Origin of the sequence: Salinibaculum rarum (assembly GCF_030505615.1) — an archaeon.
GTDB classification, from domain to species: Archaea; Halobacteriota; Halobacteria; order Halobacteriales; family Haloarculaceae; genus Salinibaculum; species Salinibaculum rarum.
In genome coordinates this window covers 1,256,335-1,278,117 of the sequence record NZ_CP129992.1, presented here as the reverse complement: position 1 = coordinate 1,278,117, position 21,783 = coordinate 1,256,335, and the positions used below count along the sequence as shown (strand labels likewise).

The following is a 21,783-nucleotide window of genomic DNA, read 5'->3' as shown; positions in this document are numbered from 1 at the left end:
CGAAGCCGACGTATAGAAATTGGGCCTGCTGTAGTACGCCACTATCAAAGCAAGATACCGACCCGACGCCACCCACAATCCCGAGACGACTCCGAGAGAATCCTATGTTAACATAGAGAGCGCACAGGCTCGCTCTTGAAGGCACTCAAGCCGCTTGAGAGGGTTCTACAGGACGCGGCCCGAATCCCTCTCGATTGCTGACCAAGAGCGCTTACGCGGGGAGAAGAATAATGACGCGTACCTGTAACTACTTGGTATGCACAGGCCGCTGGAATCGCTACAGGTGGGAGAATATTTTTCTCAAGAAGACATAGAAGACGCCTTCAATACGGGGTTCGGCTATCGGATTTCAGGAATTAACCCTCGTCGAGACAATAACGATAATCGGTATATGCTCATCTTCGCTAACGAGGACGGCCCCTACGGTGACTCCGTGAGACAAGGCCAATTCGAGTATATTGGGGAAGGTCTCGAAGGTGACCAAAGCGAGGATTCGCCCGGTAACTCCGCGCTGATAGACGCTGTATCCTCTGACTTTCCTGTGTATTTCTTCTACGCCGAAACAGACAGACCAGAGTGGGAGTATCAGGGACAGGTGGATGTACTCGGATACCAGCCCAAGGAACGAGGCGGTCGGAAGGTTCTGGTTTTCGATATGGAACATCAAGAAGATGAATCAGAAGAAACGGCTGATGAGATAGATTGGCTCACGGCCATGAGGTTGGAACTTGAACGGTATCGTGAGGAACGCGCCGAAGATACCGTTACTCTACATGAAATATACGACTTTTCTGAATACCGACTGTCAAAACAGTTCCCCGAGAACGACCATGTGAGAGCCAAAATCAGACAACTTCTACAACGGTTACGTGACCGTGGCGAGGTGGAGTTCCTTGATGACGAGGGGACGTATCAAATCAAAGACATTCACTTGGAAAATTCCACAGGCTTGTCTCTCCCTGTCGAAACAAATGACACAAGGTCTGTAGACACGCACACTCCCGGGTTGTATCTCATTCCGGTGAACAACGATTGGCGTGAGAGGTTTAACAACTCCGTCGAAGAGCCGCACGACCTACGCCAATATGAGAACCTTCCACCACAGGTAGAAGGGATAGACCGGCTCCGGATTTGGGGAACTACTGAAACCGACGGTGACAAGAAGCAATCGGCAATCGACCGAATGAGTCCTGACGATTGTCTTCTCTTCTACCATGACGGCAATTTCTACGCTGGTGGTACTGTTGGTCGTACATTCGAGAACCCCGATATTGGGGAAATGCTATGGAACAATCCGGAGAGTCGATACCTTTTCACGGTTGAGAATTTCACGGATAGCGTTCCCACGATCGAGATATTGTGGGATATGTTGGGCTACGAAGGTCGGCAAGTCGTTCAAGGATTCACCCGTGTCGCGGACGACCGTGTATCCAATATCCGCGAAGAGCATGGGTCGCTTGAATCCCTATTTCTCGAATCAGATAGCGGAGAGCCGTCACCGGAAGAGATTGAAGAACAGAAATCCGAGTTAGCACAAGCAGTAGAGTCTGAACCAGAATTAACCGAAGACAACACAGAGTTCGTTGAGACACGTCGAAAAGCCCGCGACAGTGCATTCCGAGAATTAGTCCGGGATACGTACAACAACACCTGTGCCGTCTGTGGGAGTCAACGTGAATCGCCTGACGGAAATCCTGAAGTTGAGGCGGCTCACATCTATCCTCATTCAGAAGGCGGAAGCGACGATATTCGGAACGGCATTGCCTTGTGTAAGTCCCATCATTGGGCCTTTGATTCAGGCTGGATTGCGTTCACCAACGACCACGAAATCATCGTAGCCGACGCCCCCGAAAAGAATGGATTCCACGAACTCAAACAACTTGAGGGGCAATCGTTGCGTCTACCGGACAATGAAGACGCACACCCTCATTCCATGTTCCTTGAACAACACCGCGAAATTCAAGGATTCGACTGATAGCAGGTGTGACCCGATTGCTCAAGGCCGACTCCGGTCAACTTCCTAACGCTGACGCGACGCCGTTCAGAACCGCGAGACGGCCCCGAGAGAGTATTATGTTAACATACTGGTGACACAGCCTCGCTCTCAAAGCCGCTCACGCCGTTAGAGGGCCTTCCACAGAAAGTGGGCCAACCCTCTCCGTTAGGCAACGAGCGCTCGCACGCGTTCGTCACGCACCTCTCGTAGTTTGTTGTGGTGAATGCTTTGTCTCAAACCTCGAAATTAGCACGCTGGGGGTACTATACTCCGCAATCCTTCTCGAAATAGGGGAAGGACTCAAAAGGCTACGGCCTCTACAATGTAATGAAGCGCCCGACGGTACAGGGGTGCGCGCTGTAGCCGGTTCAAATCTCGCTGGGAAATACGGTGATAAAGGGCCGAATCCCTACGCCGTATTGCGAATCCAATTCGCGCCGAAAAGGTATGCCGCCTCCCGGATTTGAACCGGGGACAGCTCGATCTTCAGTCGAGTGCTCTCCCAGTCTGAGCTAAGGCGGCGCGCCGTAACGCCATTTCGAGGGTCGGCAAGGGAAGAGAAAAGGATTTCGAAAGCCAGCAGCAGTCGAAATCGGCACAGCCACTAACTGTATCCGGGCCGTAGCGCCAGTGATGGTGGGGACACTCTACCTCCTCTCGGTCGCCGTCCTCCTGCTGGTAGCACTCGCTCTCACACTCCCCGTCATCCGGGACATCGTTCTCGAAGGACTCGAGCGCCGCCGCAAGTGGAACAACGACGAAATCGAACGCTACACGGAGGACGAGGAGTTCGATGCTGGCCCACCCGCTGTGGAGGCCGACGAGACCGACCCCGACCGCCAGGCGTGCCAACACTGTGGGGCGGTCAACGACGCCGACTACGCGTTCTGCGCGGAGTGTTCCGAACCCCTCTGAGCCCGATGCACACAACGGCCAGAGCGTGTCTCGTTCCAGGTCAGTCAACTCACCCATAGACGTATACCGGAGGGAGTTGATACATCGACAATGTCCTCCCACGGTACCGAGACGCCCGATGCAGCGACAGCCGGCTCCGAACAGCACGAGAGCGCGCGGAATACCCGACTGCGGTTGTGGAACAGCGTCATGGCAGTCCTCCACTTCGTCCAGGGGGTCGCGATGGTGCTCATCGCCGAGAGCGTCCTGTGGCCGGTCACCCGCACCCGGTACACGTTCAACCCCGAGACCCAGTCGATTGTTCCGGAGACGGTCGCGTTTCTCGACCTGAATCTCCCGTTGCTCGTCGCGGGGTTTCTGTTCATCTCGGCGTTTGCACACACGATTATCGCGACGGTCAGGTACGACAGATACGTCCAGTATCTTGACAGAGGGATGAATCCGTACCGCTGGTACGAATACTCCGTGAGCGCCTCGCTGATGATTGTCGTCATCGGCATGCTCGCCGGCGTCTGGGACGCCGGAACGCTGGTGGCGCTGTTTGGCCTCGTGGCCGTGATGAACCTCGCGGGTCTCCTGATGGAGCAACGAAACGAGTCGACCGAACAGACCGACTGGAAACCCTACTGGGTCGGTGTCCTCGCTGGGCTGGTGCCCTGGATTACGATAGCGATTACGTTCATCGGCTCGGTGACCGCCAGCAACGGCGAGTTCCCCGAGTTCGTCATCTACATCTACATCTCGATTTTCGTCTTTTTCAACCTCTTTGCGCTGAATATGGCGCTGCAGTATCTGGAAGTGTCCCGGTGGAAAAACTACATCTTTGGCGAGAAGATGTACATCCTGTTGAGTCTGGTCGCAAAATCTGCCCTCGCGTGGCAAGTGTACTTCGGGACGCTGAACTCACCCATCTGACCGCCACTCGCGGTCACTGCGACAGTCCGACAGGGCCATCACGACACCGCGTGTGTGGTCGGTTCAATCACTCGGGTCGACGTCGCCCGGCCGGTAACTGCGACTGATAGCCTTCCAGGCGCCCGTCCGGAAGCGGGCAAAGTTGACAGCCATCGGCACGGCCGTCTCCGCGACCAGTGCGGCCTGTAACGCGACGACACCGACGTTCGTCACGACCCCGAGGCCAGCGACGGGGAGCGCGACCAGGTAGAGGCCGGCGAGTGTCGCCAGGAAGGGAATACGCGTATCGCCCGCTCCACGGAGCGCCCCCGAAATCGACCCGTCGACGCCAAGCGGGACGACGCTGACGGCCGCGACCCGGACGAAGGTCGTCGTGAGAGGAATGTCAGACCCGTTTACGAACAGCGTCGCGATTGGACGTGCAGCGACGACGACGACCGCGGCCGCCACGAGATAGACGATAATCGAGAGCCGGGTTATCTCGCGGCCGTACACCTCCGCCAGCGTCTCCTCGGCCGCACCGAGCGCCTGCCCGACCAGCGTCGACGACGCAATCGAAAATCCCCAGGCGAAACTGTTGAGCAGGTCCCGGACCTGCCGGCCGACGCCCACGGCCGCCACCGCGACGGGGCCGAACGTGCCAGCGACGGCCAGCAACGGGAACACGGCCAGTCCCTGGCCGATTCGACGGGCCGCCAGGGGGGCCGACACCGAAGTCAGTTGCCGGACCAGTCCGACCGACGGACGTACGCCGACGTGGACGGGAATCGGGCTGGCACCCCGACCGAGATACGAACGGCCGCTCATCCCCCAGGCGAACACGAGCGTGACCACACCGGTGGCAAGCGTCGTCCCGAGCGCCGCCCCGAAGACCCCGAAGCCGGCACCGAACACCAGTGTCCCGCTCAGGACGACGTTCAGGAGTGCGCCGCCCGCGCGGATGCTCATCGGTGTCCGCGTGTCGCCCGCGCCGGCGTACGTTCGCGAGGCGACGAGATTGAGCCCCTCGAAAAAGAGCCCGGGGGCGACCACCACGAGATAGATCGCCCCGTAGTCGGTCGCAGCGGGGCCGCCACCGACGAGTGCGACCAGTGGTCGGGCACCCAGCACGAACACGGACGCCAGCACGCCGCCGACGATGACGACACCGAGGAGACTGGCAGCGACGACCCGGGCCGCACGGACGTCGTCGCCGCCGCCGTAGTTTTGCGAGACCAGCGAGAGCGTCCCGCCGGCCAATCCGATGAGCGTGAGTTTACCGACCATCCAGTACGCATTGGCGATGGTGAGTCCGGCAACGGCGGTCCCGCCGACGGCGATGCCGATGATGGCGAGGTCGACGGTCCGTTTCGACATGATGGCAAAGCCGGTGACGATGCGTGGCCAGGCCAGTCCGACCGTCTCGTCGAGCCTGTCCGGCTGGATGATGTTCCCGCGGGCAAGCAGAGAAGCGAGATATCTCCAGAGGCGACGCACCAACTGTCTCACACCCGTGATTGGGTCGCACACCAGTTATCGGTTATCGTCTGTCCGCTACCAGCCCGAGTCGCCGGACGCTACTGACAGTCACCCGGAGCGCCGTCACACAGAAGGGAGTCAAGCCCCAAGCGGAGCGTGGTGGAGTTGACGACACCGCTGGCACTCGGTGGGAGGTTCTCGCTCGTCGCCGTCACGGTCGGGCGAGACGAGGACAGCCAGACGGTCCGGGACTGTCTGAACGAGTGGCTCCGACTGTTCCCGGCGACGTGAGTGGGGCAGAAGTGTCTCAGTCGCCGTCTTCGGTGACGATGTCCGCCGAGAGCCCCTGGGCCATCTTGATGTCTTTCGAGTTGTTGAGCGTCCAGGCGGTCCGGTCGGTGACGGCCTCGATGATTTCTCGGGCCGAGGGGTAGCCGTTGCCTGATTTCTTCACGCCGCCGAAAGGAAGCTGGACCTCCGCGCCGATACACGGGAGGTTGCCGTACGCGAGGCCGAGTTCGGCGCGGTCGCGGTAGTAGTTTATCTGGCGGTAATCTTCCGAGATAATCGCACCCGCCAGCCCGTAGTCGGTGTCGTTCTGTATCTCGACTGCCCGTTCGATGTCGCCGTCGTACTCCAGCAGGGCGACGTGGGGACCGAACACTTCTTCTTGCGTACAGCGGAGGTCGGCGTCGGGGTCGGCCTCGTAGACGAACGGACCGGCCCAGTGGCCCGCATCGTGCCCGTCCGGTACCTCGTCGGCGTCCAGTTCGGTCCGGTCGACCAGGACATTGACGCCCTCCTCGCGAGCGAGGTCGCGGTACTCGGTCACCTTCTCCTTGTGCTCGCTCTCGATGAGCGGCCCCATGAACGTGTCTTCCTGCAGGGGGTCGCCCACGGCGACCGTACTCGCCGCGTCGACGAAGCGCTCTTTGAACTCGTCGTAGACGTCCGTGTGGACGATCAGGCGCTCGGAGGAGACACACCGCTGTCCCGTGGTCTTGAACGAAGACATCACGGCCGAGTGAACGGCTATGTCGAGGTCCGCTTCCTCGGTGACGACGATGGCGTTTTTCCCTCCCATCTCACAGGCAGCCCGTTTTCCCGACTCCGACCCGACGGTTTCGGTAATCTGGTGGCCGACCTCTGCCGAGCCGGTAAAGAGAACCGTCGGGACGCGGTCGTCGTCGACGATAGCGGCTCCGGCGTCGCCAAAGCCCTGGACCATGTTGAAAACGCCCGGCGGGAGACCGGCGTCGTCGAACATCTCGGCGACGATTTGAGCGCACCACGGGGTCTGCTCGGCGGGCTTCCAGACAACGGTGTTGCCCTCGACCAGCGCGACGGCCATATGCCAGTACGGGATGGCGATTGGGAAGTTCCACGGCGTGATACAGCCAGTGACGCCGCGGGGTTTGCGCCGCATGTAGGCGTCCTTTTCGGCAATCTCCGAGGGGATGATGTCGCCGCTCGGGTGGCGCGCGTCGCCGGCGGCCCACTCGACCATGTGCGCGGCCTCGACGACGTCGGCCCGGCCCTCGCTGATTTCCTTGCCACACTCCATTGTCACGATCTCCCCGAGTTCGTCTGTCCGCTCCCGGAGCTCGTGGTACACGTCCCAGAGGTACTCCGCGCGGTCGATACGGGAGAGTTCACGCCACGATTCGTAAGCCTCGTCGGCTGCCTCGACAGCGTCGTCGACGGTCTCGGGTGTCCCTCGATAGAACTGTCCCAGCGAGTCGCCCGTTGCCGGGTTCTCGCTCTCGAACGTCTCGGTGCTGTGACCTGTGACCCACTCGCCGTCGATATAGTGCTGGTAAGTCTCTGCCATTGGTCTGTCTACGACAGTGACAGCCCAAAATCCTCGCCCGACCATGGACGGCACCCGGGTGAGAACGCCACAGAGGTGTAGAGACGGGCGTTTCGGACGATCCACCGACCATGGTCGGCACATATTTGGTATGCTAGGACATGTATATATCGCTCCAATGCGTGTGATAGACAATGGCCGGCGCTGACCAAACAACGACGACCTGGCTCACTCTCGATCTCTGGCATCCGAACTGCTGGGCCATCAAGGCAACCGGAGAGGCCTCCGGCGGCGTCCTGGCACATTCCATCTACAATTCGCCGAAGACAGACGGGAACCACAGCGAGAACGTCAAGGGGCTGTTTACCGCGTTCGCCGAAGACGAACCGGCGGTAAACGAGTTGCTAGACGAGATTCGGGACTCCGAACACGCCGGAGAACTCTCCGAACTCCGGGAACGGTTCGGGCGCGAACACAACGCCCCCGGGAACGTCGTTCGGGAGTTTTTCCTCGAGTACGACCCCGACGATATGATATGTCCGACGCTGCTAGAACGTGGGTTCGTCCACAACGCCCCGGTCCGAATCGAGAACGGACGCGAGGAGTGGCAGGTCTGTTATGTCGACGATCGGTCACAGATAGACGCCGCGCTGGACCGGGTTCGCGACCAGTCCGGCGCGGATGTCAGCATCGATGCGATCACCACGAGCGAGGCGGCCGCCACGACTGCCCGGGACCAGCGACAGGACACGCTCACTGCGAGACAACGAGATGTGTTCGAGCACGCACGCGAGGCGGGCTACTACGAGTGGCCCCGGGAGTGTGACACGCGAGAACTGGCGGCCGACCTGGACGTATCGAAGACTACCCTGCTAGAGCACCTTCGAAAAGCCGAGGCGAAACTGCTGGACCCATAACCTACGGACTGACGATCGCTCGGAGCGCGAACAGCGCGTTCGCTTTGCGCTCGCGGATGCGACGGTAGAAGTACGAGAACCACTTGCTGCCGTAGGGGATGTACTGATACACTTCATACTCGTCGGCCAGTTCGAACTGGGCGCTCTCGCGCACGCCCGTGAGCATCTGAATCTCGAATGGAGTCCCGTGGTCCTCGTAGAGTTCCTGTGCGAACTCGACCATCGCCGGGTCGTGGCTCCCGACGGCGATACCGTCGTCGAATTCCTCGAACATGTAGGTCAGGTACTCGCGGTACATCTCGTCGACTTTGCTCTTTTCCTTGTAGGCGATTTCGGCCGGCGGGTCGTAGGCCCCTTTCACCAGACGGACCTTCCCCGGACAGTCGGCTAGCCGCTCGAGAGTGTCGCCGGTTCGCTTGAGGTTAGCCTGGACGCAGACGCCCACGTTACCGTCTGTCTCACGGGCGTGACGCTCGAAGGCGTCGAGGGTCCTGTCGACTGTATCGTGGTCTTCCATGTCGACCCAGACGAAGCAGTCGGCGGCCTCGACGATGCGAGCGAGGTTCTCCTCGAAGGCGATGTCGCTCACTTCGAGACCGATCTGGCTGGGCTTGACCGAGATACAGCCATCGAGGTCACGCCGGGCGAGTCCGTCGGCGAGGTCGATGTACGCATCCGCGTCAGCGTCGGCGTCCGCGCGGTCGTCGTAGTGTTCGCCTAGCAGATTGAGGATTCCCTTCACGCCCCGTTCGTTCAGCTCTTCGACGTGATCCAGCGCCTCCGCTTCGGTCTCGCCGGCCACGAAATTGTTCGCAATAGGAGGTATCATACACCGTTGTACGGAGCAGATACCCCTATATTCAGTCCCTACCAAATCTTTCTGACAGAACGGGGCCGAAACTAACGCGAACAACTCGGAGATTTCGAGGAACCCAGCACTTCCCGACCATGGTAGGGGCACAATTGAGGCACATCTATGATAAGCATTGAACTACCAATGCGTGAAACTACCACGGTATCGCTCGACCGACGATCGATGCTGAAGCTAACCGGCGGTGTCGGTATCGCCGGCCTGGCCGGATGTAGCGGTTCTTCCAGCAACGAGTCGTACAACATCGGAATGGTCGACGCTCAGACGGGCTCGCTGTCGGCCTTCGGCGAGCGAAACCAGCGCGGGAAAGACCTCGCCCTGTCGGCGGTCAACGATGTCGGTATCGACGGCAGCGAGTTGCAGGTCACCGTCGAGGACTCCGGGAGCGAGAACCAGGGCGGCATCTCCGCCGCCCAGAAGCTCGTCAACCAGGACGGCGTCCCGTTCCTCATCGGCGCCGTCGGCTCCGGCGTCTCGCTCGCCATCTACGAGAGCGTCATCCAGGGTACCGACGTGGTCCAGCTGAGCCAGAACTCGACGGGACTCGGACTGACTGAGTTCCCCGGACTCCTCCGGATGTCACCGACGGGCCGGACCCAGGCAGTCGCGCTCGCCGACCTCATCGCCGAGGACGGCTACGACGACGTGGCACTCACCTACGTGAACAACAACTACGGGGAGAGCCTGGCCGAGGCGTTCGTCAACTCCTGGGACGGCTCGATCGCCTACAACAACTCCCACGACCAGGAACAGCAGTCCTACGCCTCGGTCATCTCCGAGATGAACAGTTCCGACGCGGACGCCTGGCTCTTTATCACCTACCAGGCAGAGTTCGCCTCGATGGTCAACGAGATATACTCCAGTGGGTACGAGGCGATGCTGTACGGCGCCGACTCGGTGTCGGGCCAGAACGTCCTCGAAAACACCCCCGACGGGAGCATGGAAGGCATGAAAATCGTCGTCCCCTCCGCACCCGTCGAGGAAGAGAACTACCAGGACTTCGCCTCGACGTTCGAGAGCGAATACGGTCAGACCCCGACCTCGTGGGCGGCCTACGCCTACGATTGTGTCATCAACGCGGCGCTGGCCATCCAGGCCGCGGACTCCTTTACCGGGGCGGCGCTGGGCGATGTGGTCCGCGATGTGACCCGACCCGAGGGCGAACAGGTCACCTCCTTCGAGGCGGCCAGTGAAATCCTCTCGGACGGCGGTGGCCCCAGCGACGTGGACTACCAGGGCGTCAGCGGTCCCATCGACTTCGACGAGAACGGGGACCCGGTCGGGTTCCTGCAGGTGCTTGAAGTCCAGGACCACAGCTACGAGGGTGTCGGTTTCATCCGGTCGTAGTCTGAGCGATGGTACTCGACCAATTCGCCAGCGGGCTTGTGTTTAGCAGCATTATCGTGCTCGGCAGTATCGGCCTGTCGCTGGTGTACAGCATCGCGAACTTCGCGAACTTCGCCCACGGCGATACGATGACCATCGGCGCCTACACGTCGCTGGTCACCTTCGGTGTGGTCGGTAGCCTCGGTGGGAGCGTCCTCGGGTTACCGTTTGGATTTTTTGTCGCGTTAGTCGCCGGAATAGCAACGGCCGCGCTCGTCGCAGTCATCACCGAGAAATTCGTCTATGATGGGATGGATTTGGACTCCATCGGGCTGCTCATCGCCTCCATCGGGCTGGCATTCATCTACCGCGCGCTCGTCCAGATCGGCTTCGGGGCTCAGTCCACCCGGTACGGCATTCAGTCACTCCGGCCAATCGATGCGCTGGTGCCCTACGGCATCCGTGTCACCCAACACGACGTGGCAATCTTCGTCTCTGCGGTCGTGCTGGTCACTGGCCTGCACGTCCTCTTGCAGTACAGCGACCTCGGCCGGAAGATGCGCGCGATGGCCGATAACCCGGACCTCGCACGCATCAGCGGGATTCGGACCGACCGAATCAAACTGTGGACCTGGGTCATCGGCGCCGGTCTCGCGGGCGCCGGTGGTGCGTTCCTGGGGCTGTACAGCCAGCTCACACCCCGGATGGGCTTTAATCTCCTCTTGCTCATCTTCGCCGCTGTCATCCTCGGCGGCATTGGGTCTGTCTACGGCGCGATGCTCGGCGGCTTCCTCATAGGCATGATAAATCAGCTGACGCCGCTGTTGTCCGAACTGGGTGCATTGCTGCCGCTGGTCCCCGACGCCTGGGGAATCCCCATCGGCATCGAATACGCCAACGCGATCGCCTTCCTCATCATGGTGATCGTGTTGCTGTTCCGACCGAACGGTATCGCGGGGGAGGCGAGTTGAGATGTCGCTCGTCAACGACCCCAAAGGGTACTGGGATAGCTTCACCATCGCCGAGAAGGCCGTCAGCGCTGCTGTCGTCATCTTCGCGCTGTTGCTTCTCGGTAGCCTGCTCACCGGCGGGCTCGCACCGACGTACTTCCTCTATCTCGTCGGCCTCGCGGGGATGTACTCGCTGCTCTCGCTCGGACTGAACTCCCAGTGGGGCTTTTCCGGACTCATCAACTTCAGCGTCGCCGCATTCTTCGGCATCGGTGCCTACGGGACCGCACTCACGAGCGCGAGCAGTTCGCCGGTTGCCGGCGGCCTCGCTCCGGTCGTTGGCCTTCTGGCTGCACTGGTGCTTGCAGCGCTCCTGGCGCTGTTTATCGGCATCCCGACGCTCCGGCTCCGGGCCGACTACCTCGCCATCGCCTCGATTGGCCTGGCTGAGGTCGTCCGCCTCATCGTCCTCAACCAGGACTCGTGGACGAACGGCAGTGCCGGCGTCCGTGGCATCCCGGGGTTCTTCGAGGGCTGGCCGGTCCTGGAGACACTTCCCGAGACGATGCCGACGCTCGTCTTCGGTTCCGGCCCCGGCGCCATGGTGCTCAACACGCCGTTCTGGCAGGCCCTGTTGAACGTCGGGCTCGTGTTGGCGTTTGTCGGCGCGAGCTATCTGGTCTTGCGGCGTGCCCACCGGTCACCGTGGGGCCGTATCCTCCGGACCATCCGTTCCGACGAGGACCTCGCCCGCGCGCTGGGCAAGAACACGTACGCCTTCAAGATGCAGGCGTTCGTCCTCGGGAGTCTCATCATGGCGCTGGCGGGCGTCTTCTACGCCCACCTGAACCTCTATGTCAGCCCCGGTGACCTCGACCCCATCACGACGTTCTACGTCTGGGTCGCGGTCATCCTGGGCGGCAGTGGCTCCAACCGCGGCGCGGTCTTTGGCGGCGTCGTCATCGTCGCTATCCGGGAGGGGACGCGCTTTCTCAACGGGTTCGGGTTCATCCCCTTCGAAGCAGCGCCGCTGCGACTGCTGCTCATCGGCGTCATCATCGTGCTACTGATGCGGTTCCGTCCACAGGGTGTGTTGCCCCCACAGCGGGAACTTATCTGGCCCGGGACCGTCGACGAAACGCCCCAGCAACCGGACTCCGGGGTTCGAGAAACGAAAGCAGGTGAAGAATGAGCGAGCAAACTACCGAAACGCAGACGGCAACGATGTCCAAAGACGACGTCGTGTTGCGCGTCGACGACCTGGTGAAGAAATTCGGCGCCCTCGTCGCGACCGACAACGCGACCTTCGAGGTCGAACGTGGCACTATCACCGGCCTCATCGGTCCGAATGGGGCGGGGAAGTCGACGCTGTTCAACCTCATCTCGGGGTTCTACGAGCCCGACGAGGGCCGTGTCGAGGTCAACGGAACCGATGTCACCGGACTGGAACCCTACGAGATAGCCGACCACGGCCTGATTCGGACCTTCCAGACACCGCGTAAAGCGGAGGGGATGACAGTCAGGGAAGCGATGCTCGTCGGACCGCGCAACCAGCCCGGCGAATCGTTCCTGAAGCTGTTTACCTCGCCGGGGTCGGTCGGTGAGGCAGAGTCGAAAAACTTGGAGGACGTCAACCGCATCCTCGAGGAGTTCGAAATCGACCACTTGGCCACCCAGCCCGCGACCAAGATATCGGGCGGTCAGATGAAACTGGTCGAACTGGCCCGAGCGATGCTGTCCGACCCGGAGATACTCCTGCTCGACGAGCCAGCCGCCGGGGTGAATCCCACCCTCAGGAAGAAGTTAGCCGAACAGATTCGGCGACTCAACGAGCAGGGGACGACCTTCCTGCTCATCGAACACGACATGGAGTTCGTGATGAGTCTGGCCGACCCGGTCATCGTCCTCGACCAGGGACACGTCTTGATGGAGGGTCGCCCGGACGAAGTCCAGAGTGACGACCGCGTTATCGATGCGTACCTCGGATAATCATGACAGCAAACAACACTACTGCGCAGACGGACCCGGATTCCGAGGCGGCCGACCACGTCGTCGAACTGAACGGCGTCGACAGCGGCTACGGCGAGGTGCAGGTGCTCGACGACTGTTCGCTCCACCTCGACGCCGAGGAAATCGTCTGTCTCATCGGACCGAATGGCGCGGGGAAATCGACCGTGCTCAAGACGGTGTTTGGCATGCTAACACCGTGGGAGGGAACCGTCACCTACCACGGGAAAAACATCGGCGGGATGGCACCCGAGGACATTGTCCGGGAGGGTATCGGCTACGTTCCCCAGACCAACAACGTCTTTGGCTCACTCAGCATCGAAGAGAACCTTCGTATGGGTGGGGCAACCCGTAAGAGCGGCCTCGAATCCGTCCTGGACGACCTCTACGAGCGGTTCCCCCTGCTCGACGAGAAACGGGCCGCGAAGGCCAGCACCCTCTCGGGCGGCCAGCGGCAGGTGCTCGCCTTCGCTCGCGCGCTCGTGATGGAGCCCGACGTGTTGCTCATCGACGAGCCGTCGGCGGGGCTGGCACCCAATACCGCACAGGACGTCTTCGGCCACGTCGAGGCAGTCAACGACCTCGATACGGCTATCCTGATGGTCGAACAGAACGCCACCGAAGGACTGGGTATCTCCGACCGCGGCTACGTCCTCGACCAGGGGACCGTCCGGTTCGGCGGCGAGGCCGACTCGCTGCTCGACAACGACGAGGTATCGAAACTCTACCTCGGCGGATGAACGTCACTCAGTGCCACCTGTGAGACGGGAGTACGCGTTCGCCCTCGGGCCGCTCGCGGCCGCTTCCCTCTGGGGCGGGATGTTCGTCGTCAGCAAGTGGAGTTTCGCGCTCGTGCCGCCTATCACACTCGGGTTCTTCCGGGTCGGGCTCGGTGCAGGCGCACTGTGGCTCTGGCTTCGCCTCGTCGGCGGTGCTGGGGCGACACGGCCGAGCCGCGATGACTGGCCCGCCCTCCTCGGCCTGGGTGGCTGGGTGACCGTCACCATCGTGACGCAGTTTCTGGGCACCGAACTCACCAACGCGAGTCAGGGGTCGCTGTTGACGGTCCTGACGCCGATCTTCGTCGTCCTCCTCGGTGCTTCCGTCCGCGGCGAGCGCGTGACACGCGCGAAGGCAGCAGGCATCACGCTCGCGGCCATCGGCACCGCAGTCGTACTCGCCGGACAGTACGACCTCGGGGCCATCGCGGCCGGCAACGCCGCCGGCGTCTTCTTGCTGGTCGTAGCGAGTTTCGCGTGGGCCGGCTACACCGTCTGGGGCGTGTCGGTCGTCCGGCGGTACTCGGCGCTCACCGCAGCCACCTACTCGTCTCTCGCCGCGACGCCGATGCTCGGCGTGCTGGCGGTCGCGGAGCTTCAGTATCTGGGTCGCGGCGTCGCGAGTATCCCGCTCGGGCCGCCGTCGCTGCTCGCCATCGCGTATCTCGGGTTCGGGTCGACGGCCGCGGCGTGGTATCTCTGGTACAAGGGCCTCGAGTTCGTCTCCGCCGGGACCGTCGCCGTCTTCTATTTCATCCAGCCTGTCGTCGGGACGGCACTCGCAGCGGCGTTGCTCGGCGAACAGGTCGGCGCGTGGTTCGTCGCCGGGAGCCTCACCATCGGCGTCGGCGTCTGGGTCGTCGGTCACGAACGCGCCGACGAGACGAACCAGAAGAGACACCACCGCCGCGACGAGGGTGAACTACGATAGTGAACCAGATTGAAGGACGGACCGGATGATTGGGATACTCGCTGCCCTCGATGACGAGTTGCCCCCCGGCGTCGGACTCGCCGTCGCCATCGCCGCCGTCAGCACCGGGGCCATTCTCGTCCGCCTCAGCGACGCCCCATCGACCGTCGCCGCCTTCTACCGTGTTCTGTTTACCACACTCCCGCTTGTCCCACTCGCTCTCTGGCGCTATCGAACGGAGTTTGCCCGCATCGGCCGTCGCGACCTGCTGTTTGCGAGCCTCGCAGGCGTCGCGCTCGCGGTGCATTTCGCCGCGTGGTTCGAGAGTCTCGCGTGGACAAGCGTCGCAGCGAGCGTCACGCTGGTCCAGTCACAGCCGCTGTTCGTCGCGCTTGGCGCCTGGCTCCTGCTCGATGAGCGACCGGGCATCCGTATCGCCGGTGGCATCGTGATTGCGATTGCCGGGATGGCGACGATGGCGCTTGGTGACCTGCTCACCGGCGTGCTCGTCGGACGGAACCCCCTTTTGGGCAACGCACTCGCTGTACTGGGTGCGGTGATGGCCGCTGGCTACGTGCTCGCGGGCCGGTCGCTCCGCCAGCGCGTCTCCCTGGTCCCCTACGTCGTTATCGTCTACAGCGTCTGTACAGTCGTGTTGCTCGGCATCGTGCTCGCACAGGGGTCTCCCCTGACCGGCTACCCGCCCCGCGAGTGGCTCCTCTTTGCCGGGCTCGCGGTCGGTCCCGGCCTGCTCGGCCATACACTTGTCAACTGGGCGCTCGCGCATCTGCAGTCCAGCGTCGTCTCTGTCTCGCTGCTCGCTGAATCCGTGGGCGCCTCTGTCCTCGCACTGCTCTTGCTGTCCGAGACGCCGACTGCGTTTACCGTGGTCGGTGGGGGCATCGTGCTCACCGGCATCGCGGTGACGGCGACCGGCCGGTGACGACCGCGTCGCCATCGTGCGCCGACTCTGCGCCCATTCCGTGAGTGGGTTCGGGCGGTTTCGAACCTCGGTCACTCCCGCTCGCTCACGCTGTTCGCTCGCCTCCCGTTCCCTGCTTCGAACCCGCTTGCCCGCACAGACGCCGCTGGCTCCTCACATTCGTTCGTCGCAGTCGGCGTCAGAAGTGGGTTCGGGCGGTTTCGAACCACGAGGACTTCGCTTCACTCGTCCTCTGGGCGCGAAACCACGACCCATTCGCTCGTCACGTCCGTTCCTCGCAGAATGCATGGGTTCGGGCGGTTTCGAACCTCGGTCACTCCCGCTCGCTCACGCTGTTCGCTCGCCTCCCGTTCCCTGCTTCGAACCCGCTTGCCCACACAGACGCCGCTGGCTCCTCACATTCGTTCGTCGCAGTCGGCGTCAGAAGTGGGTTCGGGCGGTTTCGAACCGCCGGCCTCGGCCTTGTAAAGGCCGCGTCATAACCAACTAGACCACGAACCCTTCACTCGAAAGATGCCTACCCGTCGGAATAACGCTTTCTCTCTCGGACGGAACCCTTACCCCCACTAACACGTACACACCTGCATGAACACCCGCCGGGCTGTCGCCGCGCTCGCGGTCGCGCTCGTCGCGCTCGCCGGTGTCGTCGTCCTCTTCCCCGGTCTCCTCGTCGGTGACCCCGGCCCGTACAACGAGACGACGGTCACCGTCACCGACGAGAACGGGACCGAACTCGGAACGGTCGCGGTTCGCATCGCCGACACCGGCGCGAAACGCTACACCGGCCTCAGCGAGACCGACTCGCTCGCTCCCGACGACGGCATGCTGTTCGTCCACGACGAGGAGGGACAGCACAGCTACGTCATGCGGGGCATGTCGTTCCCGCTCGACATCATCTTCGTCGATGCCGACGGCACCGTCGTCGAAATCTTCCACGCGAGCGTCGACAGCGAGAACGCCCCCTACGAGGCCCGCGGGAAGTACGTCCTCGAAGTGAATCGCGGCTGGGCCAACCGGAACGGCGTCACCACCGGCGACCGCGTCGTGATTCCCGACAGCGTGGCCTGACCCCGACGAACTTTTGCAGATGCGTCCCTTGATTCGACCGTGAATATCGACGCAGGTCCCGATTCCGACGCGTTCGAGGACGAGCGCGAGGCTGTCGACCGGCCGATGTACCGGCTCTTCACCGAGTACAGTGACGGCCGCCGGTTCTACTTCGTCGTCGGCCTCCTGAGCAGTATCTTCGCACGCGTCCTCGACCTCCTCCCCCCGCTCTTGCTCGCCGTCGCCATCGACGCCGTCTTCCAGGGCGAGGCGGCCTTCTCGCTGTGGCTCGTCCCCTCCTCGTGGCTGCCCGCGACTGACACCGGCCAACTGTGGCTCACCGGCGGCATCATCGCCGCCTCGTTCCTGCTCGCGGCGGTGTTTCACTACACCCGAAACTGGGGGTGGAACCGCTTTGCGCAGGGCGTCCAACACGAGATTCGGACGGACACCTACGACAAGATGCAGCGGCTCAACATGGATTATTTCGCCGACAAGCAGACCGGCGAACTGATGTCCGTCCTCTCGAACGACGTCAACCGACTGGAGAAGTTCCTGAACGACGGCATGAACTCCGTCTCCCGGCTGGTCATCATGGTGCTCGGTATCGCGGTCATCCTCTTTTCGCTAAACTGGCAACTCGCCCTGGTCGCGCTCCTGCCGGTGCCTATCATCGCAGTCTTCACGAAGAAGTTCATCGAGATTATCCAGCCCAAGTACGCCGAGGTCCGCTCCTCTGTCGGGTCGCTGAACTCCCGGCTGGAGAACAACCTCGGTGGCATCCAGGTCATCAAGACCAGCAACACCGAATCCTACGAGTCCGAACGCGTCGAAGACGTCTCCGAAGACTACTACGACGCCAACTGGGACGCCATCCGCACCCGCATCACCTTTTTCCCGGGACTCCGTCTCGTCGCGGGCCTTGGCTTCGTCATCACGTTCGTCGTCGGCGGCTTCTGGGTGTTCGAGGGCCGCGTCACCGAGGGGCAGTTCGTCGCCTTCATCCTCTACACCCAGCGGTTCATCTGGCCGATGGCGCAATTCGGACAGATTATCAACATGTACCAGCGCGCCTACGCCTCCGCCGAGCGCGTCTTCGGGCTGATGGACACGCCCGACCGCATCGGCCAGCGCGACGGCGCACAGCCGCTGACTGTCACCGACGGTGACGTCGAGTACGACGACGTGACCTTCGGCTACGACGACGACCCCATCGTCGAAGACGTGGCCTTCGAGGTCGACGGCGGCGACACCGTCGCACTCGTCGGGCCGACCGGCGCTGGCAAATCGACCGCTGTCAAACTCCTCCTTCGCCTCTACGACGTCGACGGGGGCGCAGTGCGGGTCGACGGCACCGACGTGCGGGAGGTGACCGTGCCCAGCCTCCGGCGGCAGATGGGCTATGTCAGCCAGGAGACGTTCCTCTTCTATGGCACAGTCCGGGACAACATCGCCTATGGCAGCCCCGGTGCCACCGACGAGGACATCCGCGCGGCCGCGAAGGCCGCCGAGGCCGACGAGTTCGTCCGGAACCTGCCCGACGGCTACGACACGATGGTCGGCGAACGCGGCGTCAAACTCTCCGGCGGGCAACGCCAGCGTGTCGCCATCGCCCGTGCCATCCTCAAAGACCCGGAGATTCTCGTCCTCGACGAGGCGACCTCGGACGTGGACACGGAGACGGAGATGCTCATCCAGCGCTCGCTGGACCGCCTGACAGAAGACCGGACGACGCTGGTCATCGCCCACCGGCTCTCGACTATCAAAGATGCAGACCGGATTATTGTCCTCGACGACGGCCGGGTCGTCGAACGTGGCACCCACGAGGACCTGCTCGACGAGGACGGCCTCTACGCGAATCTCTGGGCGGTCCAGGCGGGCGAAATCGACGACCTGCCGCCGGAGTTTGTCGAACGTGCGGCCCGCCGCCGGGCACAGACCGACGCCGACGACTGAACCCGCCGCAGTGACTTACCGCGGGGTCGGAAAGACGAGCGCAATCGTCGTGCCGTCCGCTCCGGCCTCGGGCAGTCGGAGCTGGCCGCCGTGGCGGTTCGTCACCCACTTGACCAGCCACAGCCCCAGTCCGTCGCCGTGCTGGAGTTGCGTAATCTCACGGTCGCCGGTCAGCAGGTCCCACTGTTGCTCCGGCAGCCCCTCGCCGTCGTCGCTGACCTGAATGTGAATCCCGGCCTGGTCGGCAGTCGCCCGGACGACGACCTCCGAGGCGGGGTCGTGTTCGATTGCGTTTGCGACGAGTTCCCGGAGCGCAATGAGCAGGTACTGACTGAACGGGACGGGACGGTCGGTATCGGCAGTCACGGTCACGTCGGTGTCGGGTGCAGTCAGCGACCCGGTGATGTCGGCCTGGAGCTGCTCGAGCGCCTGGGTGGCCGGGACAGGGTCGATGTCGTCGGCGTCGAATCCGAGAACCTGCTGAACGGTCTGTGAGGTCTCGGACGCACTGACGAGTTCGTCACTGGCGTCGAGAATCTTCTCGATGTGGCTGTCGGCCTCCGCCGGGAGGGACAGCCGCCGAAGTTGCTCCGCGTGGCCTTTGATGAGTGCCGTCTCGTTGCGGAGGTTGTGCCGCAGGAGTCGGTGAAGGACCTTTAGTTGCGTCCCGCGGCGGCTGAGTTCCGTCACGTCAGTCAGGAGGACGAAAGCACGGTCGGTCCCCCCGCTCTCGTAGGGCGCGGTCCGGACCAGGTACTGCCGTTCACCCGCTGGCGTCTGTGTCCGTACCGTGGTATCGAGCGAGGGAGGCGGCGACTCGACGGGGTCCAGCGCGGCCGCGAGTTCGTCGGGCATGGCATCGCGTGCCGCGGCGAAGGTCCCGCGCTGGAGCGTCTCGGCGTCGCGCTCGCACAGGTCGGCAAAGGCGGCGTTGATGTTCTCCAGTCTCGCGACACCGTCACGGTAGCTCACGTCGGCGACGGGGTCCGACAGCGTCTCAAACAGTTCGACAAAGCGCTGTCGCTGGCGCGAGGCCTCCCGCTGGGCGGACTTTAGCTGCGAGATGTCCCGGACAGTCCCGACCAGCCCGGTCCCGAAGGGACTCTCGAAGGGCGCAAGGGTGAGCCGGCAGGGGATAGTGCCCGCATCACCGTGCAGTTCCGTCTCCAAGACGTACCGCGACTCGGCCGAGAGCGCCTCGGCAGCGGCCTCGTCGGGGAGAAAGTCCGCAATCGGTCGTCCGACCAGTTCCTCGCGGGCGGTACCGAGCATCGCGGCAAACGGTCGCGTCACGAGCGTAAACCGGCCGTCGTCGTCGACGGTAAACAGCATGTCCTCGGCGGCCTCGACGATGGCCTCGTACTGCTGGAGGTGCTCTTCGCGGTCGACGCGGTCGATTGCCGCGGCGGCGGTCTCACCGAACACTTCGAGCAACCCGAGCGTGATACTGTCGAACCCGTCGTCACTGCGCTGGCCGAGGCTCAGGACGTACCGGTCGCCAATCGGGAGATACACCCCGTGGTCGACGCCGGTGACACTCGCGTCCGGGTTGGCCGAGAGGTCTTCCCGGACCACGAGTTCGCCCTCCTGAAACGCGGTGCCCGCCGGCCCTTCGCCGACGTCGTAGACGGGGCGGTCACCCAGTGTCTCTTCGAGTGAGTCAGAGGTGGCGACCGGCACGAGACCGTCGACGTCGGGGTCGTACTTCCGGAGCGCAACGAGGTCGAGACCGAACACGTCGACGGCCGTCGAGACGACCACCTCGGTGACGGCTTCAGTCCCCGAGGCGGTCATCATCGCGCGGGACCGCTCGACGAGGCCGTTGAGGATGTCCATCCGCCGGTGCTGCCGGCTGACGTCGCGCAACGTCCCGACAGTCCCGGTGAAGTCGCCGTCCTCCAGCGGGCGGAGTGTCATCCGGTCGGTACAGGGAACGCGCGTGCCGTCCTTGCGGACCAGTTCGACGTCGAGTTTGGCGATGTCGATGCCGGCAGGCGTCGACGCACCGCCGCCGCGCCCTTTCAGCAGGTCCCGGAGAGCGGCTTCGGCCCGCTCGACCGTCTCGTCGTCCTTGATGATGTGAACCGAGGAGCCGAGCAGTTCGTCGCGTTCGTAGCCGGTCATCTCACACAGCGCGTCGTTGACGAAGACGAACCGTCCCTCGCTGTCGAGGATGTACACTGCGTCGCCGACTGTCTCGACGAGATACTCGTACAGCGAGGGCGTCGAACTGTCGTCGTGGGCCTGACTGCGCAGGGTCACGCCGTCCGGGCCCGGATACGCGGTGACCTCCAGAAGCGTCGTCTGGTCGTCGAGTTCCAGCGGGACGGTCACCTGCTCACCTGCCGACAGCGACCGCTCGACGTGGGGTCGCAGGTCCGCAACGACCGGGTCGGGAAGGTACTCCCAGACGCTGTCGCCACGGACGTCTGCCGGCGAGACATCCAGAAACTCCGCCGCGGCGTCGTTCAGGTACGTGAGCCGAAACTCCGTATCCAGTGCCAGCACCGCGTCACCGACCCGCTTGAGTGCACTCGCCGCAGCGTGTCGCGAGTGAGTCCGACTGGCAGTGCCCCCGTCGGGAAGCGCCGCGGTCAGGCGTGCGGCCAGCATCGCCCAGTCGTCGTCGAGTCCCCAGTTGACGACCGTAGCGTCGTCGGCGACGGCAGTCGCGACCGCGGGGTCGGTCGTCGCCCAGACAATCGACCGGTCGGGAAGCGTCGCCGGCCGACTGTCGCTGACGACCAGCGCCGGACTGTCGTCGTCGGCCGCCTCGAGCGCAGCGAGTGGCTCGAGTGCGGCCACAGAGATATCAGAGAGAGAATCGAGACCAGCGGCCAGCTCGTCACGGCGGTCACTGACCGACGGGCCATAGAACACTGTGACTGTCACTGCCGTCGACAGGGCAGAGTCAGCATCCGTCATCACTCCCTTTCCGTGGGTCACGTACTTGAAAATAGTGCCACGATTACCAGCTGTGAGA

The 21,783-nt window shown here is 62.9% G+C and carries 18 protein-coding genes and 2 tRNA genes; 14 read left to right on the top strand and 6 right to left on the bottom strand.

All coding sequences use genetic code 11. From position 1 onward, the window contains the following. The first annotated feature begins 256 nt into the window (after positions 1-256). A complete protein-coding gene (locus QYL91_RS06905) occupies positions 257-1,975 on the top strand; it encodes an HNH endonuclease (protein ID WP_302082643.1) in 1,719 nt (572 codons plus the stop codon). Positions 1,976-2,444: 469 nt separating this feature from the next. On the opposite strand, the gene QYL91_RS06900 is transcribed toward QYL91_RS06905, so the two are convergent. Continuing rightward, positions 2,445-2,518, bottom strand: a tRNA-Phe gene (locus QYL91_RS06900). A gap of 111 nt (positions 2,519-2,629) precedes the next feature. On the opposite strand from QYL91_RS06900, the gene QYL91_RS06895 reads away from it, so the two are divergent. After that, complete coding sequence (locus QYL91_RS06895; RefSeq protein WP_302082642.1) at positions 2,630-2,911, top strand: DUF7577 domain-containing protein; 282 nt, start codon at positions 2,630-2,632, stop codon at positions 2,909-2,911. A gap of 90 nt (positions 2,912-3,001) precedes the next feature. Beyond that, entirely contained in the window at positions 3,002-3,826 is an 825-nt protein-coding gene (gene heR / locus QYL91_RS06890; protein WP_302082641.1) for a heliorhodopsin HeR, read from the top strand. A gap of 63 nt (positions 3,827-3,889) precedes the next feature. Here the strand turns inward: heR and QYL91_RS06885 are convergent, their stop codons facing one another. After that, positions 3,890-5,314 (bottom strand): MATE family efflux transporter, encoded by a 1,425-nt coding sequence (locus QYL91_RS06885; protein WP_302082640.1) that lies wholly within the window; start codon positions 5,312-5,314, stop codon positions 3,890-3,892. 129 nt (positions 5,315-5,443) lie between these two features. Between QYL91_RS06885 and QYL91_RS06880 the strand changes: the two genes are divergently transcribed. Further along, positions 5,444-5,575, top strand: a complete 132-nt coding sequence (locus QYL91_RS06880; protein WP_302082639.1) for a hypothetical protein — start codon at positions 5,444-5,446, stop codon at positions 5,573-5,575. Positions 5,576-5,591: 16 nt separating this feature from the next. Here QYL91_RS06880 and QYL91_RS06875 read toward each other — a convergent pair whose 3' ends face one another. Next, a complete protein-coding gene (locus tag QYL91_RS06875; RefSeq protein ID WP_302082638.1) occupies positions 5,592-7,115 on the bottom strand; it encodes an aldehyde dehydrogenase family protein in 1,524 nt (507 codons plus the stop codon). 173 nt (positions 7,116-7,288) lie between these two features. Between QYL91_RS06875 and QYL91_RS06870 the strand changes: the two genes are divergently transcribed. Further along, entirely contained in the window at positions 7,289-8,011 is a 723-nt protein-coding gene (locus QYL91_RS06870) for a helix-turn-helix domain-containing protein (RefSeq protein WP_302082637.1), read from the top strand. 1 nt (position 8,012) lies between these two features. Here the strand turns inward: QYL91_RS06870 and QYL91_RS06865 are convergent, their stop codons facing one another. Then, a complete protein-coding gene (locus QYL91_RS06865) occupies positions 8,013-8,840 on the bottom strand; it encodes a proline dehydrogenase family protein (RefSeq protein ID WP_302082636.1) in 828 nt (275 codons plus the stop codon). Positions 8,841-9,008: 168 nt separating this feature from the next. Between QYL91_RS06865 and QYL91_RS06860 the strand changes: the two genes are divergently transcribed. The 7 genes from QYL91_RS06860 to QYL91_RS06830 are packed head-to-tail and all read left to right on the top strand — an operon-like array spanning position 9,009 to position 15,797. Continuing rightward, the gene (locus tag QYL91_RS06860) at positions 9,009-10,229 is read left to right on the top strand and encodes an ABC transporter substrate-binding protein (protein ID WP_302082635.1); all 1,221 of its coding nucleotides are present in this window, start codon (positions 9,009-9,011) and stop codon (positions 10,227-10,229) included. Positions 10,230-10,237: 8 nt separating this feature from the next. After that, positions 10,238-11,179, top strand: coding sequence for a branched-chain amino acid ABC transporter permease (locus QYL91_RS06855; RefSeq protein ID WP_302082634.1), 942 nt, complete (start codon positions 10,238-10,240; stop codon positions 11,177-11,179). A 1-nt stretch (position 11,180) separates the two neighbouring features. Then, positions 11,181-12,350 carry a branched-chain amino acid ABC transporter permease gene (locus QYL91_RS06850; protein WP_302082633.1) on the top strand — a complete coding sequence of 390 codons (1,170 nt, stop codon included), beginning with the start codon at positions 11,181-11,183 and terminating at the stop codon, positions 12,348-12,350. Further along, entirely contained in the window at positions 12,347-13,147 is an 801-nt protein-coding gene (locus tag QYL91_RS06845) for an ABC transporter ATP-binding protein (RefSeq protein WP_302082632.1), read from the top strand. The genes QYL91_RS06850 and QYL91_RS06845 overlap by 4 nt, the downstream gene beginning before the upstream one ends. A gap of 2 nt (positions 13,148-13,149) precedes the next feature. Further along, on the top strand, positions 13,150-13,905 hold the full coding sequence (locus tag QYL91_RS06840; protein ID WP_302082631.1) for an ABC transporter ATP-binding protein: 756 nt from the start codon (positions 13,150-13,152) through the stop codon (positions 13,903-13,905). A gap of 19 nt (positions 13,906-13,924) precedes the next feature. Next, entirely contained in the window at positions 13,925-14,875 is a 951-nt protein-coding gene (locus QYL91_RS06835) for a DMT family transporter (protein WP_302082630.1), read from the top strand. A gap of 25 nt (positions 14,876-14,900) precedes the next feature. Further along, positions 14,901-15,797 carry a DMT family transporter gene (locus tag QYL91_RS06830; protein WP_302082629.1) on the top strand — a complete coding sequence of 299 codons (897 nt, stop codon included), beginning with the start codon at positions 14,901-14,903 and terminating at the stop codon, positions 15,795-15,797. Positions 15,798-16,224: 427 nt separating this feature from the next. Here QYL91_RS06830 and QYL91_RS06825 read toward each other — a convergent pair. Further along, a tRNA-Val gene (locus QYL91_RS06825) sits at positions 16,225-16,298 on the bottom strand. 84 nt (positions 16,299-16,382) lie between these two features. Here QYL91_RS06825 and QYL91_RS06820 point away from each other — a divergent pair. Next, positions 16,383-16,865 (top strand): DUF192 domain-containing protein, encoded by a 483-nt coding sequence (locus QYL91_RS06820; RefSeq protein ID WP_302082628.1) that lies wholly within the window; start codon positions 16,383-16,385, stop codon positions 16,863-16,865. A 39-nt stretch (positions 16,866-16,904) separates the two neighbouring features. After that, positions 16,905-18,800, top strand: coding sequence for an ABC transporter ATP-binding protein (locus QYL91_RS06815; protein ID WP_302082627.1), 1,896 nt, complete (start codon positions 16,905-16,907; stop codon positions 18,798-18,800). A gap of 15 nt (positions 18,801-18,815) precedes the next feature. On the opposite strand, the gene QYL91_RS06810 is transcribed toward QYL91_RS06815, so the two are convergent. After that, on the bottom strand, positions 18,816-21,725 hold the full coding sequence (locus QYL91_RS06810) for a PAS domain-containing protein (RefSeq protein WP_302082626.1): 2,910 nt from the start codon (positions 21,723-21,725) through the stop codon (positions 18,816-18,818). Positions 21,726-21,783 lie beyond the last annotated feature (58 nt).

Coding starts and splice junctions, on each gene's coding strand:
- QYL91_RS06905 (WP_302082643.1), top strand. CDS start 257: ATGCACAGGCCGCTGGAATCGCTACAGGTGGGAGAATATTTTTCTCAA.
- QYL91_RS06895 (WP_302082642.1), top strand. CDS start 2,630: ATGGTGGGGACACTCTACCTCCTCTCGGTCGCCGTCCTCCTGCTGGTA.
- heR (WP_302082641.1), top strand. CDS start 3,002: ATGTCCTCCCACGGTACCGAGACGCCCGATGCAGCGACAGCCGGCTCC.
- QYL91_RS06875 (WP_302082638.1), bottom strand. CDS start 7,115: ATGGCAGAGACTTACCAGCACTATATCGACGGCGAGTGGGTCACAGGT.
- QYL91_RS06870 (WP_302082637.1), top strand. CDS start 7,289: ATGGCCGGCGCTGACCAAACAACGACGACCTGGCTCACTCTCGATCTC.
- QYL91_RS06865 (WP_302082636.1), bottom strand. CDS start 8,840: ATGATACCTCCTATTGCGAACAATTTCGTGGCCGGCGAGACCGAAGCG.
- QYL91_RS06860 (WP_302082635.1), top strand. CDS start 9,009: ATGCGTGAAACTACCACGGTATCGCTCGACCGACGATCGATGCTGAAG.
- QYL91_RS06855 (WP_302082634.1), top strand. CDS start 10,238: ATGGTACTCGACCAATTCGCCAGCGGGCTTGTGTTTAGCAGCATTATC.
- QYL91_RS06850 (WP_302082633.1), top strand. CDS start 11,181: ATGTCGCTCGTCAACGACCCCAAAGGGTACTGGGATAGCTTCACCATC.
- QYL91_RS06845 (WP_302082632.1), top strand. CDS start 12,347: ATGAGCGAGCAAACTACCGAAACGCAGACGGCAACGATGTCCAAAGAC.
- QYL91_RS06840 (WP_302082631.1), top strand. CDS start 13,150: ATGACAGCAAACAACACTACTGCGCAGACGGACCCGGATTCCGAGGCG.
- QYL91_RS06830 (WP_302082629.1), top strand. CDS start 14,901: ATGATTGGGATACTCGCTGCCCTCGATGACGAGTTGCCCCCCGGCGTC.
- QYL91_RS06820 (WP_302082628.1), top strand. CDS start 16,383: ATGAACACCCGCCGGGCTGTCGCCGCGCTCGCGGTCGCGCTCGTCGCG.
- QYL91_RS06810 (WP_302082626.1), bottom strand. CDS start 21,725: ATGACGGATGCTGACTCTGCCCTGTCGACGGCAGTGACAGTCACAGTG.